This window comes from Apilactobacillus sp. (assembly GCF_025290035.1).
GTDB lineage: Bacteria > Bacillota > Bacilli > Lactobacillales > Lactobacillaceae > Apilactobacillus.
The window spans coordinates 1-11,662 of record NZ_JAMBKT010000026.1; the positions used below are offsets into that span (position 1 = coordinate 1).

General features: G+C 36.7%; 20 protein-coding genes. All 20 read left to right on the top strand.

Features of this window, described 5'->3' with window-relative positions; all coding sequences use genetic code 11:
- Positions 1 to 35: 35 nt before the first annotated feature.
- Positions 36 to 578 carry a 50S ribosomal protein L5 gene (gene rplE / locus M3005_RS05385; protein ID WP_053950325.1) on the top strand — a complete coding sequence of 181 codons (543 nt, stop codon included), beginning with the start codon at positions 36 to 38 and terminating at the stop codon, positions 576 to 578.
- A gap of 18 nt (positions 579 to 596) precedes the next feature.
- Complete coding sequence (locus tag M3005_RS05390; protein ID WP_034531514.1) at positions 597 to 782, top strand: type Z 30S ribosomal protein S14; 186 nt, start codon at positions 597 to 599, stop codon at positions 780 to 782.
- Between the two features lie 33 nt (positions 783 to 815).
- Positions 816 to 1,214, top strand: coding sequence for a 30S ribosomal protein S8 (gene rpsH, locus M3005_RS05395; protein WP_293794403.1), 399 nt, complete (start codon positions 816 to 818; stop codon positions 1,212 to 1,214).
- 31 nt (positions 1,215 to 1,245) lie between these two features.
- Positions 1,246 to 1,785, top strand: coding sequence for a 50S ribosomal protein L6 (gene rplF / locus M3005_RS05400; protein ID WP_293794404.1), 540 nt, complete (start codon positions 1,246 to 1,248; stop codon positions 1,783 to 1,785).
- Positions 1,786 to 1,839: 54 nt separating this feature from the next.
- Positions 1,840 to 2,196 carry a 50S ribosomal protein L18 gene (gene rplR, locus M3005_RS05405; protein WP_080695536.1) on the top strand — a complete coding sequence of 119 codons (357 nt, stop codon included), beginning with the start codon at positions 1,840 to 1,842 and terminating at the stop codon, positions 2,194 to 2,196.
- 20 nt (positions 2,197 to 2,216) lie between these two features.
- On the top strand, positions 2,217 to 2,720 hold the full coding sequence (rpsE, locus tag M3005_RS05410; RefSeq protein WP_034531520.1) for a 30S ribosomal protein S5: 504 nt from the start codon (positions 2,217 to 2,219) through the stop codon (positions 2,718 to 2,720).
- Positions 2,721 to 2,734: 14 nt separating this feature from the next.
- Entirely contained in the window at positions 2,735 to 2,917 is a 183-nt protein-coding gene (gene rpmD / locus M3005_RS05415; RefSeq protein ID WP_034531522.1) for a 50S ribosomal protein L30, read from the top strand.
- 25 nt (positions 2,918 to 2,942) lie between these two features.
- Complete coding sequence (gene rplO, locus M3005_RS05420) at positions 2,943 to 3,374, top strand: 50S ribosomal protein L15 (protein ID WP_053950320.1); 432 nt, start codon at positions 2,943 to 2,945, stop codon at positions 3,372 to 3,374.
- A complete protein-coding gene (gene secY / locus M3005_RS05425; protein WP_293794407.1) occupies positions 3,374 to 4,690 on the top strand; it encodes a preprotein translocase subunit SecY in 1,317 nt (438 codons plus the stop codon). Before rplO ends, secY begins: the two co-directional genes overlap by 1 nt.
- A 30-nt stretch (positions 4,691 to 4,720) precedes the next feature.
- On the top strand, positions 4,721 to 5,371 hold the full coding sequence (locus M3005_RS05430; RefSeq protein ID WP_148562094.1) for an adenylate kinase: 651 nt from the start codon (positions 4,721 to 4,723) through the stop codon (positions 5,369 to 5,371).
- 153 nt (positions 5,372 to 5,524) lie between these two features.
- Positions 5,525 to 5,743: a translation initiation factor IF-1 gene (gene infA, locus M3005_RS05435; RefSeq protein ID WP_034531529.1), complete on the top strand. Its 219-nt coding sequence runs from the start codon at positions 5,525 to 5,527 to the stop codon at positions 5,741 to 5,743.
- A gap of 33 nt (positions 5,744 to 5,776) precedes the next feature.
- Complete coding sequence (rpmJ, locus tag M3005_RS05440) at positions 5,777 to 5,893, top strand: 50S ribosomal protein L36 (protein ID WP_053950317.1); 117 nt, start codon at positions 5,777 to 5,779, stop codon at positions 5,891 to 5,893.
- Positions 5,894 to 5,920: 27 nt separating this feature from the next.
- Positions 5,921 to 6,286 (top strand): 30S ribosomal protein S13, encoded by a 366-nt coding sequence (gene rpsM / locus M3005_RS05445; RefSeq protein ID WP_034531532.1) that lies wholly within the window; start codon positions 5,921 to 5,923, stop codon positions 6,284 to 6,286.
- A gap of 23 nt (positions 6,287 to 6,309) precedes the next feature.
- Positions 6,310 to 6,699, top strand: a complete 390-nt coding sequence (gene rpsK / locus M3005_RS05450) for a 30S ribosomal protein S11 (RefSeq protein WP_034531534.1) — start codon at positions 6,310 to 6,312, stop codon at positions 6,697 to 6,699.
- A 73-nt stretch (positions 6,700 to 6,772) separates the two neighbouring features.
- Positions 6,773 to 7,723 carry a DNA-directed RNA polymerase subunit alpha gene (locus M3005_RS05455; RefSeq protein ID WP_053950314.1) on the top strand — a complete coding sequence of 317 codons (951 nt, stop codon included), beginning with the start codon at positions 6,773 to 6,775 and terminating at the stop codon, positions 7,721 to 7,723.
- 21 nt (positions 7,724 to 7,744) lie between these two features.
- Positions 7,745 to 8,128 (top strand): 50S ribosomal protein L17, encoded by a 384-nt coding sequence (gene rplQ, locus M3005_RS05460; protein WP_034531537.1) that lies wholly within the window; start codon positions 7,745 to 7,747, stop codon positions 8,126 to 8,128.
- Positions 8,129 to 8,292: 164 nt separating this feature from the next.
- Positions 8,293 to 9,132 carry an energy-coupling factor transporter ATPase gene (locus M3005_RS05465; protein WP_293794408.1) on the top strand — a complete coding sequence of 280 codons (840 nt, stop codon included), beginning with the start codon at positions 8,293 to 8,295 and terminating at the stop codon, positions 9,130 to 9,132.
- Positions 9,102 to 9,977: an energy-coupling factor transporter ATPase gene (locus M3005_RS05470; RefSeq protein WP_293794409.1), complete on the top strand. Its 876-nt coding sequence runs from the start codon at positions 9,102 to 9,104 to the stop codon at positions 9,975 to 9,977. The genes M3005_RS05465 and M3005_RS05470 overlap by 31 nt, the downstream gene beginning before the upstream one ends.
- Positions 9,970 to 10,764 (top strand): energy-coupling factor transporter transmembrane component T family protein, encoded by a 795-nt coding sequence (locus M3005_RS05475; RefSeq protein ID WP_293794411.1) that lies wholly within the window; start codon positions 9,970 to 9,972, stop codon positions 10,762 to 10,764. The genes M3005_RS05470 and M3005_RS05475 overlap by 8 nt, the downstream gene beginning before the upstream one ends.
- Positions 10,765 to 10,768: 4 nt before the next feature.
- Complete coding sequence (truA, locus tag M3005_RS05480; protein WP_053950310.1) at positions 10,769 to 11,569, top strand: tRNA pseudouridine(38-40) synthase TruA; 801 nt, start codon at positions 10,769 to 10,771, stop codon at positions 11,567 to 11,569.
- Positions 11,570 to 11,662: the final 93 nt, after the last annotated feature.

Consider the following 11,662-nt stretch of genomic DNA (forward strand, 5'->3'; position numbering starts at 1 on the left):
CGATTAAAATTTAATTGAAAGGAGGATACCTTTCCATGTCAAACCGTTTACAAGATAAATACAAAACTGAAATTTCAAAAGCATTAGTTGATAAGTTTAACTACTCATCAATCATGCAAGCTCCAAAGATCGAAAAAATCGTTCTTAACATGGGTGTTGGTGACGCTGTTACTAACGCTAAGAACCTAGACGAAGCTGTCGCTGAATTAACTCAAATCTCTGGTCAAAAACCACTTGTTACCAAAGCTAAGAAATCAATCGCTGGTTTCCGTTTACGTGAAGGTATGTCAATTGGTGCGAAAGTTACTTTACGTGGTGAACGTATGTACGACTTCTTAGACAAGTTAGTTAACGTTTCATTACCACGTGTTCGTGATTTCCACGGTGTTAACAAGCGTTCATTTGATGGACGTGGTAACTACACTCTAGGTATTCGTGAACAATTAATTTTCCCAGAAATTAACTACGATAACGTTAACCGTGTACGTGGATTAGACATCGTTATTGTTACAACTGCTAACACTGACGAAGAATCCAAAGAATTGTTAACTCAATTCGGTATGCCATTTGCAAAATAATAGGAGGGTATAAATACTATGGCTAGAAAAGCATTAGTTGTAAAAAGTGAACGTCCTGCCAAATTCTCAACAAGAAATTACACTCGTTGTGAACGCTGTGGTAGACCTCATTCAGTTTACAAGAAATTTCATTTATGCCGTCTATGTATCAGAGATCTAGCTCACAAAGGCCAAATCCCTGGTATGAAGAAGGCAAGTTGGTAAAATTAACTACATTTAGATAGGAGGTCTACGTTAATGTCCATGACAGATCCAATCGCTGACTTTTTAACTAGAATTCGTAACGCCAACATGGTACGTCACGATTCTGTTGAAGTTCCAGCTTCAAAAATCAAAAAGAACATCGCTGAAATCTTAAAACGTGAAGGTTTCGTACGCGACGTTGAATACGTTGAAGACGACAAACAAGGCGTTATCCGCGTATTCCTAAAATATGGTAAGAACAATGAACGTGTTATCACTGGTTTGAAGCGTATTTCAAAACCAGGTCTACGTTCATACGTAAAATCTGATTCAATTCCTAAGGTATTAAATGGTTTAGGTATTGCAATTATCTCAACTTCTGAAGGTGTTATCACTGATAAAGAAGCTCGTGCTAAAAAAATTGGTGGAGAAGTATTAGCTTACATTTGGTAATACTTTTTGCTTGAATTGGAGGTGTAATGAAATGAGTCGTATTGGTTACAGAAAGATTGTTTTACCTGAAGGTGTTGAATTATCAACTGAAGGTAACAACGTAACTGTTAAAGGTGCTAAGGGTTCACTAACTCGTGAATTCTCACCAATTATCAAGATGAACGTTAATGATAACGTTGTAACTTTTGAACCAGCAGTTAGATACGATAACAAGACCCGTGCAATGCACGGTACTATGCGTGCTAACTTAAACAACATGGTTGAAGGTGTATCAAATGGTTTTACTAAGACACTTAAGCTAGTCGGTGTTGGTTACCGTGCTCAAGCTAAAGGTTCTGTCCTAGAATTAAACGTTGGTTACTCTAACCCTGTTGAAATGGAAATCAACGAAGATCTTAAAGTTGAAACTCCTGACAGTTTAACTATTACTGTTAGCGGTATTAACAAAGAACACGTTGGTGACTTTGCAGCTCGTGTTCGTGCCGTACGTTCACCAGAACCTTACAAGGGTAAAGGTATTCGTTACGAAAACGAAGTTGTACGTCGTAAAGAAGGTAAGACTGGTAAGTAATGAGTTAAATCTCGTTGCTTAACTATTTTAATTAATATTTAAGAGGTGACTATTTTGATTAATAAACCAGATAAAAATAAGACACGTCAACGTCGTCACTTGCGTGTCCGTAACAAAATCTCTGGTACTGCTGTGTGCCCACGTTTGAACGTTTACCGTTCTAACAAAAACATCTACGCTCAAGTTATTGATGACGTAGCGGGTGTTACGCTTGCTAGTGCCTCAACTCTAGACAAAGAAGTTAACGGTTCAAACAAGACTGAACAAGCATCATCTGTTGGTGCTTTAGTTGCCAAACGTGCCGTTGAAAAAAATGTTAAAAATGTTGTTTTCGACCGTGGTGGTTACTTATACCATGGACGTGTACAAGCTCTTGCTGAAGCTGCACGTGAAAACGGACTAGAATTTTAATAAAAGGAGGAATAACCGCAATGGCTGAATTTATTGATCCAAATAAATTAGAACTTGAAGATACTGTCGTATCAATCAACCGTATTACTAAGGTTGTTAAAGGTGGACGTCGTCTACGTTTTGCTGCTTTAGTTGTTGTTGGTGATAGAAATGGTCACGTCGGATTCGGTACTGGTAAAGCTCAAGAAGTTCCAGATGCTATCCGTAAGGCTGTTGAAGATGGTCGTAAGAACTTAATTAGTGTTCCTAAGGTTGGTACTACTATTCCTCATGAAATTATCGGTACTTATGGTGGTGGTAAGATCATGTTAAAACCTGCTGAAGAAGGTTCTGGTGTTGCCGCTGGTGGTGCCGTTCGTTCAGTTATGGAATTAGCTGGTATTGACGATGTTACAAGTAAGCGTTTAGGTTCAGATACTCCAATCAATGCTATTCGTGCTACTTTTGAAGGACTAAAAGCATTGAAGAGTGCAGAAAAAGTTGCTACTTTACGTGGCGTTTCTGCTCAACATTTAGCAGAATAAGGAGGGGTTAGAAGATGGCTCAATTAAAGATTACTTTAACTCACAGTGCAGAACACCGTCTCCCCAAACAACGTAAAATTGTTAAGGCGCTAGGTTTAGGTCGTATTAACAGTACTGTTGTTAAACCTGATAACGAAGCAACTCGTGGAGCTCTGTTCCATATTGCACACTTAGTTAAAGTTGAACAAGTTAAGTAATAAATAACAAGGAGGTGCACTTCAAATGAAATTACATGAATTAAAAGCTGCCGAAGGTTCACGCTCATCAAGACAACGTCTAGGTCGTGGATTAGGAAGTAAAGGTAAGACTTCTGGTCGTGGACAAAAGGGTCAAAAGGCTCGTAGTAAGACACGTGTAGGATTCGAAGGGGGCCAAATGCCTTTCTACCGTAGAATTCCAAAACGTGGTTTCACTAACATTAACCGTAAGGAATACGCTATCGTTAACTTATCTACTTTAGATTTATTTGACGACGGTGCTGAAGTTACACCAGAAAGCCTAATGGAAGCTGGTATTGTTAAGAACGCTAAAGACGGTATCAAGATTCTTGGTAACGGTGAACTTAACAAGAAGCTAACTGTTAAAGCTAACAAGTTTTCTGACGCTGCTAAGTCAGCAATCGAAAATGCTGGCGGTAAGATCGAGGTGATCTAATGCTATCAGCCTTGAAAAACGCTTTTAAAGTGAAAGATATTAGAAATAAGATCATGTTTACTTTGGGAGTATTGATTGTATTTAGACTAGGTGCTTATATTACAGTCCCTGGTATAAACGCTAAAGCACTCCAAAGCGTTGCTTCATCTGGCTTAGTTAGCATTTTAAACACCTTTAGTGGTGGTGGATTAACTAATTATTCACTATTTGCTATGGGTGTTTCACCATATATTACTGCGCAAATCATCGTTCAACTATTACAAATGGACATTGTCCCACGTTTTGTTGAATGGAGTAAGCAAGGTGACGTTGGTAGACGTAAGTTGAACCAAGTTACTCGAGTACTTACAGTATTCCTTGCTTTCGTGCAGTCAATTGGAATTACAGCCGGATTTAACACTTTAAGCAGTTTGAACCTTGTTCAAAATCCTGGTCCTGCTACTTATTTGAGTATCGGTTTAATTTTAACCGGTGGTTCAATGTTAACAACTTGGATGGGTGACATGATTACAGATCGAGGAATTGGTCAAGGTGTTTCAATGATCATTTTCGCTGGTATCATCGCAAGAATCCCTACAGGAGTTCAACAATTATATAAGGAATACATCGTTGGAGATACTTCTTCACAATTATGGCCATCTATCTTATTCTTAGTTGCGCTATTCTTAGTAATCCTAGTAATTGTTACTTTTGTTACCTGGTTCCAACAAGCTGAACGTAGGATTCCAATTCAATATACTAGAAGAGAAACAGGTGCTGGCGAAAACAGTTACCTTCCATTGAAGGTTAACGTTGCTGGTGTTATCCCTGTTATCTTCGCCAGTTCGTTTATTTCAACACCACAAGCTATTTTGCTTTTCTTTGCAAGTAAACATTCTGGTGATGGTTGGTACCAACTTATGAGTAGCATATTCAATATGCAAACTCTATCTGGTGCTACCCTATACACTGTATTAATTGTTGTCTTTACATTCTTCTATGCATTTGTTCAAGTTAACCCTGAAAAACTTTCAGAAAACTTACAAAAGCAAGGAAGTTACATTCCTGGTGTTTGGCCAGGGAATGGTACTCAAACTTATGTTTCTCAAGTATTGATGAGACTAAGTGTTGTTGGTGCTTTATTCCTAGGGGTTGTTGCATTAATTCCTTTAATTGCACAAAACGTTTGGAATTTAGACGAATCCATCGGTTTAGGTGGTACTAGTTTACTAATCGTTGTCGGTGTTGCCATCGAAACAATTAGACAAATTCGTGGATTGATGATGAAACAAGAATATGTTGGATTCATTCAATCAACTCGACCAAATGATTTATAAAAGTGTGTATGGAGGTAATTAAAAATGTCAATGAACTTAATCTTAATGGGGCTTCCTGGAGCTGGTAAAGGTACACAAGCAGAATCCATTATTGAAAATTATGGAATTCCACATATCTCTACTGGAGATATCTTTCGTGCTGCTATAAAAGACCAAACTGAAATGGGATTAAAGGCAAAACAATATATTGATAAAGGGAATTTAGTTCCTGATGATGTAACATGTGGAATTGTTAAAGATCGTCTTGCACAAGATGATACTAAAAAAGGCTATATGTTAGACGGTTTTCCTAGAACTATCGAACAAGCAAATGCTTTACAAGAAATTTGTGAAGAGCTTGATCGACCATTGGATGCTGTTATAAATATTGACGTTGACCCTAAAGTTCTTGTTGATCGACTTTCTGGTAGATTTATTTGTAAGAACTGTGGTGCCACTTACCACAAGCTATACAAAATGCCAAAAGTTGAAGATACTTGTGATATTTGTGGTGGCCATGAATTTTATCAACGTAGTGATGACAAGCCTGAAACAGTTAAGAACCGTTTAGATGTAAATATCGAAATGAATACACCATTAATCGATTTTTACAAACAACGTGATTTACTATTTACTGTAGATGGTAGTCAAGATATTAATGATGTTACTAAGGACATTGACAAAATACTTAAACAATTCTAGAAATCGTTGAGATGACTGGTATTGTTGCCGTAAGTATATTTGTGTGATAAACTAACCCATGTGTATTTGCGATTGCTATACAACGGGCTTTTGTCTTGATATCTTGGCATATGGCTAACCGTGTAGAATCGTATTTTTCGAGGAGGAAATTCTTTGTCTAAAGATAATGTTATTGAAATTGAAGGTAAAGTTAGTGAAACTTTACCAAATGCTATGTTTCGTGTTGAACTAGAAAATGGTCACGAAATCTTAGCTCACGTATCCGGAAAGATCAGAATGCATTACATTCGTATCTTGCCTGGTGACCGTGTCACTGTTGAAATGTCACCATATGATTTAAGCAAGGGACGTATTACTTACCGTTATAAGTAAGGATACTGTCTTGAAGTATAGGAGGGTTATATAATGAAGGTTCGTCCATCAGTAAAACCAATGTGTGAAAATTGTAAAATAATTAGAAGAAAAGGCCGTGTTATGGTCATTTGTTCAAATCCAAAACATAAACAAAGACAAGGCAAGTAATTTTAATAAAACAGGAGGTGTGTTTGAATGGCTCGTATCGCCGGAATTGATTTACCACGTGATAAGCGTATCGTTATTGGTCTAACTAGCATCTTTGGAATCGGTCAAAGCAGAGCTGCTGAAATCCTTTCAAAGGCTGGCGTTTCAGAAGATGTTCGTGTTCGTGATCTAACTCCAGACCAAGAAGATAAAATCCGTGAAGTTGTTGACAATTACAAAATTGAAGGTGACTTACGTCGTGAAGTAAGAATGAATATCAAGAAGCTTCAAGAAATTGGTTCTTACCGTGGAATGCGTCACCGTCGTGGTTTACCTGTTAGAGGTCAACACACAAAGAACAACGCCCGTACTCGTAAGGGTAAAAAAGTAACTATTGCTGGTAAGAAAAAATAATAAATAAAGGAGGTTAGTAAATCATGGTTCAAAAGAAAGGTTCTCGTAAGCGTAGAGTAAAGAAGAACATCGAATCTGGTGTTGCTCACATTCACTCTACTTTTAATAACACATTAGTTATGATTACCGACATGCAAGGTAATGCAATTGCTTGGTCATCTGCTGGTGCTTTAGGATTCCGTGGAAGTCGTAAATCAACTCCATTTGCTGCTCAAATGGCTTCAGAAGCCGCTGCTAAGACAGCTATGGAACATGGTATGAAGACTGTTGAAGTTGCTGTTAAAGGTCCTGGTTCAGGTCGTGAATCAGCTATCCGTGCACTTCAATCAACTGGTTTAGAAGTTGCTGCTATTCGTGATGTTACTCCAGTTCCACATAATGGATCTCGTCCTCCAAAGCGTCGTAGAGTTTAATTTATTCTCATCTCTGTATGATGGACTAATTAATATTTAACTCAGAGCGTTTTGAAAGGGGTAGAAGATAAGAATGATTGAATTTGAAAAACCTAATATTCATAAGATTGATGAAACTGATAATTATGGAGAAGTTGTTGTTGAACCACTAGAACGTGGATACGGAACAACTCTTGGAAACTCGTTGCGTAGAATTTTACTTTCATCTTTACCTGGTGCAGCCGTAACTAGCATTCAAATCGATGATGTATTACATGAATTTTCTACAGTACCTGGTGTTGTAGAAGATGTAACTCAAATCATTTTAAATGTTAAAAAGATTTCATTGAAGTTGGAAGCCGAAGATGGCGAAGACAAAGAAATGGAAATCAACGTTACAGGTCCAGCTCAAGTAACTGCTGGTGACATTCAAGCTGACGGTGATGTGACAGTTCTAAATCCAGATCTACACATTGCTACAGTTGCTGAAGGTTCTACATTCCATATGAGAATGACTGCAAATAAGGGTCGCGGATACGTTTCTGCGGATGAGAATAAGGCTCGTAATGATGGAATGCCAATCGGTGTCTTACCAGTTGATTCCATTTATACCCCAATCGAACGTGTTAATTATCAAGTTGAAAATGCGCGTGTTGGTCAAAGATCTGACTTTGATAAACTAACTCTTGACGTTTGGACTGATGGTTCTATCACTCCAAGTGAAGCAATTAGTTTAGCTGCTAAGATCCTAAATGATCACCTAGCTATGTTTATTGATCTTACTGATGAAGCCAAGAACACTGAAGTTATGGTGGAAAAGGAAGAAACACATAAAGAAAAAATGCTAGAAATGACAATTGAAGAATTGGACTTATCTGTTCGTTCATACAATTGTTTGAAACGTGCTGGTATCAACACAGTTCAAGAATTAACCAACAAAAGTGAAGCTGACATGATGAAGGTTAGAAACTTAGGACGTAAGTCTCTTGTTGAAGTAAAACATAAGTTAGAAGCCCTTGGATTGTCATTACGTAAAGAAGATTAGTATAAAGGAGGACATCCATTTATGAGTTACCGTAAATTACAACGTACTAGTGCACACCGTCGTTCATTACTACGTAACCTAACTACTGACTTATTAGTAAACGGTGAAATTAAGACCACTGAAGCTCGTGCTAAAGAAGTACGCTCAACTGCTGAAAAGATGATTACTCTTGGTAAGCGTGGAGATCTTCATGCTCGTCGTCAAGCTGCAGCATTCCTACAAAACGTAGTTGCTGATGCTAAAGAAGATGGTGATGACGTAACTGTTACTACTGCATTACAAAAGCTATTTGATGAAATTGCTCCTAAGTATGCAGAACGTAACGGTGGTTACACTCGTATTCTAAAGACTATGCCTCGTCGTGGTGATGGTGCATCAATGGTTATTTTACAATTAGTTGACTAATTAATCGTAAACATAATTAAATAGTAACAACAAATCACTAGGGCTATTAGTATAAAGCGTTATGATGATGGGCAAGCCCCAAGTCTAGCTTGAATGGAGCTTTGCTTCGCACTAATAGCCTATTAGTGATTTTTTTATACATAAATTTAAATGAGGTGACATGAATGTCTCAAAACATTATTGAAGTATCTAATTTAAAATATAAATACGATGAATCAGATAAATTTGCTGTTAATGATTTTTCAATGACTATTAAAAAAGGGGAATGGGTATCCATTATCGGAAAAAACGGTAGTGGTAAATCTACCTTAATTAGCTTATTAGATGGCTTAATTGAAAAAAGCAGTGGTGAAATCATCATTGATGGAGATACTTTAAGTACTACTAATGTATATGGCATTCGTGACAAAATTGGGATTGTTTTTCAAAATCCAAGTAATCAATTCGTCGCATCAACTGTTGAAGACGATATCGCATTTGGATTAGAAAACCATAATTTAGATCAAGACATAATGCACGAAAAGGTATATCAAGCGCTTAAAGATGTTGATATGCTTGAATATGCTAAGAATGATCCATCCAGACTTTCTGGGGGACAGAAACAAAGAGTCGCAATTGCAGGGGTATTAGCCATGCAACCTAAGATTATTATTTTGGATGAAGCAACTAGTATGCTAGATCCAAAAGCAAAACTATTAATCACAAATTTGATTAATGAGGTTAGAAACAAGTATAATTTAACTATCATATCAATTACCCATGACATTAATGAAATTCAAGAATCTAATCGTACTATCTTAATTAAAGACGGTCAAAAGATTTTGGATACTACGCCTAGTGAGTTATTCACTCAATTAGCGAATGTCGAAGAATATGGACTAAGATTACCATTCTCAGAAAAGCTACGATTAAAACTAGCTGACAGTGGATTTAATGTCCCAGATAATTATTTAAATGATGAGGAGATTATCGAATGGATAACGCAATATCATTCAAAAATGTAAGTCATATATACCAACCGAATACACCACTAGAATATCATGCGTTAAAAGATGTCTCTTTGAAGATTAAAAAAGGCAGTTTTGTTTCAATTATTGGTAAAACGGGAAGTGGAAAATCGACATTAATCAAACATATTAATGCGCTTTTAAAGCCCACTAACGGTAGTGTTAGAGTCGATGATTTTAAAATTGATAACAAAACTAACAACAAACATTTGAAGCCGTTAAGACAAAAGGTCGGAATGGTTTTCCAATTTCCAGAGCAACAATTATTTGCCGAAACCGTAAAAGAAGATATTGCTTTTGGTCCTAGTAACTTTGGTATCGAAGGTGATGAATTAGAACAACGAGTTCAAAAAGCCGTTGATACAGTTAGATTGGATTCAAAGCTATTAGATAAATCGCCATTTGATTTATCTGGCGGTCAAAAGAGAAGGGTCGCTATCGCAGGGGTATTAGCAATGGAACCCGAAATTTTAGTGCTAGATGAACCAACAGCAGGATTGGACTTACAAGGACAAGAATACATTTTAGACTTAATCAAAAGATTAAATCGTGAAGATAACATGACCATTATTTTGGTTAGTCATCAAATGGATGATGTTGCTAAATACTCAGAGCGAGTAATCGTAATGAGTGAAGGTGAAATCGTCAAAAAATGCTACCCAGATGAACTATTTACTGACGTTGAATTCTTAGACCAATATGATTTAAGAGTTCCTGAAACAGTTAAGATTACCAAACAACTGGAAGCCAAAGGGTTCACATTAGATAAGCTATCTTTAGATGAAGACGAGTTAATAAACGAAATCATCAATAAATTAAGGAATGAAGGAAAGAATGAATAATTTTATATTTGGAAGATACCTTCCAGGAAATTCAATAATTCATAAACTAAACCCCGCAGCTAAAATCCTGCTATGTTTTATTTATATTTTCGTTGTTTTCTTCGCGAATAACGTTGCGACATATCTATTATTAGCAGCAACCGTTGTTGTCTTTGTTATATTATCAAAATGTTCATTATCCTTCTTTTTAAAGGGGATTATGCCACTCTTATGGGTGATTATATTTACCGTCTTAATTCAGGTGTTTTTTAGTGCTGGTGGGCATGTCTATTATTCACTAGGCATTATTAGAATCACTTCATTTGGGATTTTTAATGCGATTCTATTGTTCATTCGTTTTATGTTGATTATCGCAATGTCGACAGTTTTAACATTAACGACATCTCCATTGGAAATTTCACATGGCATTAGTATGTTATTAAAACCCCTTAAGCGATTTAAATTCCCAGTCGAAACATTTTCATTGATGATTTCAATCGCACTAAGGTTTGTGCCGACATTAACTGACGAAACTAAATTAATCATGGATGCACAAAGATCTCGTGGTGTCGACTTTGGTGATGGGGGACTAATAAAAAGAGCCAAGGCCTTTGTTCCGCTACTAATACCACTTTTCGTTAGTGCATTTAAACATGCTGATGATTTAAGTGTGGCCATGGAAGCACGTGGATACCAAACTGGAAAGCTAAGATCTCACTACCATAGTTATAAGTGGCAGACAAAAGACTATAGCTTTATATCATTAATTGTGATTATCACAATCGTTACATTTATGTATAGGAGTTAAGTAAATGGCATATCGTTATAAAATAACATTAGCCTATGATGGAACTGATTTTTATGGATTTCAACGCCAACCTAAGAAAAGAACCATTGAAGGAATATTAACTAAAATCATTAATAAAATGGCCAAAAATCCGGATCCAGCAATTACTGTCTATGGGTCCGGTAGAACTGATGCAGGAGTACATGCATTAGGCCAAGTGGCTCATTTTGACTTTCCGTACGATTTACCAGAAGCTAACATGCTTAAAGGGTTAAATAGTATGTTGCCATTAGATGTTCAAATTAAGAAGGTCGAAAAAGTAGCTCCCGATTTTCATGCTCGTTATGATGTATCAGGAAAAAGATATATGTATCGGATGGACATGGGAGAATTTAGAAACCCATTTAAACGTAGATATACTGCGCAATGGCGATTCCCTGTTGATATCGATAAAATCAACATTGCTTTACAAGATTTAATCGGTGAACATGATTTTACAAGTTTTGTTGCCTCTGGTTCTTCAGCTAGAACCAACGTCAGAACTATTTATGAAGCAAAATGTGAAATCGATGAAAAAGAAAACGAATTAATTTTTGAATTCTACGGGAATGGTTTCTTATATAATATGGTTAGAATCATGGTCGGTGTCCTAGTTGAAATTGGTTCTGGATCAAGGGATGTCCATGATATTTTAAGACTATATGAAATTAAAGACAGAACCCAAGCAAGAAGAACAGTACCTGCTAGCGGGCTTTATCTAAAGCATGTATACTATGAAGGCGAAGACCCACAACATCCAACCAAATTACCTCATCATCAAAGATGATTTAAGGTTGACTTTATAATTAAAAGATTGTAATATTGAGCATGGTATTGTTTGCCCCACAATAAGCCCCGGAAACTTATATTGGTGTCGAAC

What these genes read in the sequence shown, in the direction of transcription:
- M3005_RS05430 (WP_148562094.1), top strand. Translation starts at nt 4,721, where the DNA reads ATGAACTTAATCTTAATGGGGCTTCCTGGAGCTGGTAAAGGTACACAA.
- secY (WP_293794407.1), top strand. Translation starts at nt 3,374, where the DNA reads ATGCTATCAGCCTTGAAAAACGCTTTTAAAGTGAAAGATATTAGAAAT.
- truA (WP_053950310.1), top strand. Translation starts at nt 10,769, where the DNA reads ATGGCATATCGTTATAAAATAACATTAGCCTATGATGGAACTGATTTT.
- rpmJ (WP_053950317.1), top strand. Translation starts at nt 5,777, where the DNA reads ATGAAGGTTCGTCCATCAGTAAAACCAATGTGTGAAAATTGTAAAATA.
- M3005_RS05390 (WP_034531514.1), top strand. Translation starts at nt 597, where the DNA reads ATGGCTAGAAAAGCATTAGTTGTAAAAAGTGAACGTCCTGCCAAATTC.
- M3005_RS05470 (WP_293794409.1), top strand. Translation starts at nt 9,102, where the DNA reads ATGGATAACGCAATATCATTCAAAAATGTAAGTCATATATACCAACCG.
- M3005_RS05465 (WP_293794408.1), top strand. Translation starts at nt 8,293, where the DNA reads ATGTCTCAAAACATTATTGAAGTATCTAATTTAAAATATAAATACGAT.
- M3005_RS05475 (WP_293794411.1), top strand. Translation starts at nt 9,970, where the DNA reads ATGAATAATTTTATATTTGGAAGATACCTTCCAGGAAATTCAATAATT.
- rpsK (WP_034531534.1), top strand. Translation starts at nt 6,310, where the DNA reads ATGGTTCAAAAGAAAGGTTCTCGTAAGCGTAGAGTAAAGAAGAACATC.
- rplE (WP_053950325.1), top strand. Translation starts at nt 36, where the DNA reads ATGTCAAACCGTTTACAAGATAAATACAAAACTGAAATTTCAAAAGCA.
- rpsH (WP_293794403.1), top strand. Translation starts at nt 816, where the DNA reads ATGTCCATGACAGATCCAATCGCTGACTTTTTAACTAGAATTCGTAAC.
- rpmD (WP_034531522.1), top strand. Translation starts at nt 2,735, where the DNA reads ATGGCTCAATTAAAGATTACTTTAACTCACAGTGCAGAACACCGTCTC.
- rpsM (WP_034531532.1), top strand. Translation starts at nt 5,921, where the DNA reads ATGGCTCGTATCGCCGGAATTGATTTACCACGTGATAAGCGTATCGTT.
- rplO (WP_053950320.1), top strand. Translation starts at nt 2,943, where the DNA reads ATGAAATTACATGAATTAAAAGCTGCCGAAGGTTCACGCTCATCAAGA.
- rpsE (WP_034531520.1), top strand. Translation starts at nt 2,217, where the DNA reads ATGGCTGAATTTATTGATCCAAATAAATTAGAACTTGAAGATACTGTC.
- rplF (WP_293794404.1), top strand. Translation starts at nt 1,246, where the DNA reads ATGAGTCGTATTGGTTACAGAAAGATTGTTTTACCTGAAGGTGTTGAA.
- M3005_RS05455 (WP_053950314.1), top strand. Translation starts at nt 6,773, where the DNA reads ATGATTGAATTTGAAAAACCTAATATTCATAAGATTGATGAAACTGAT.
- rplQ (WP_034531537.1), top strand. Translation starts at nt 7,745, where the DNA reads ATGAGTTACCGTAAATTACAACGTACTAGTGCACACCGTCGTTCATTA.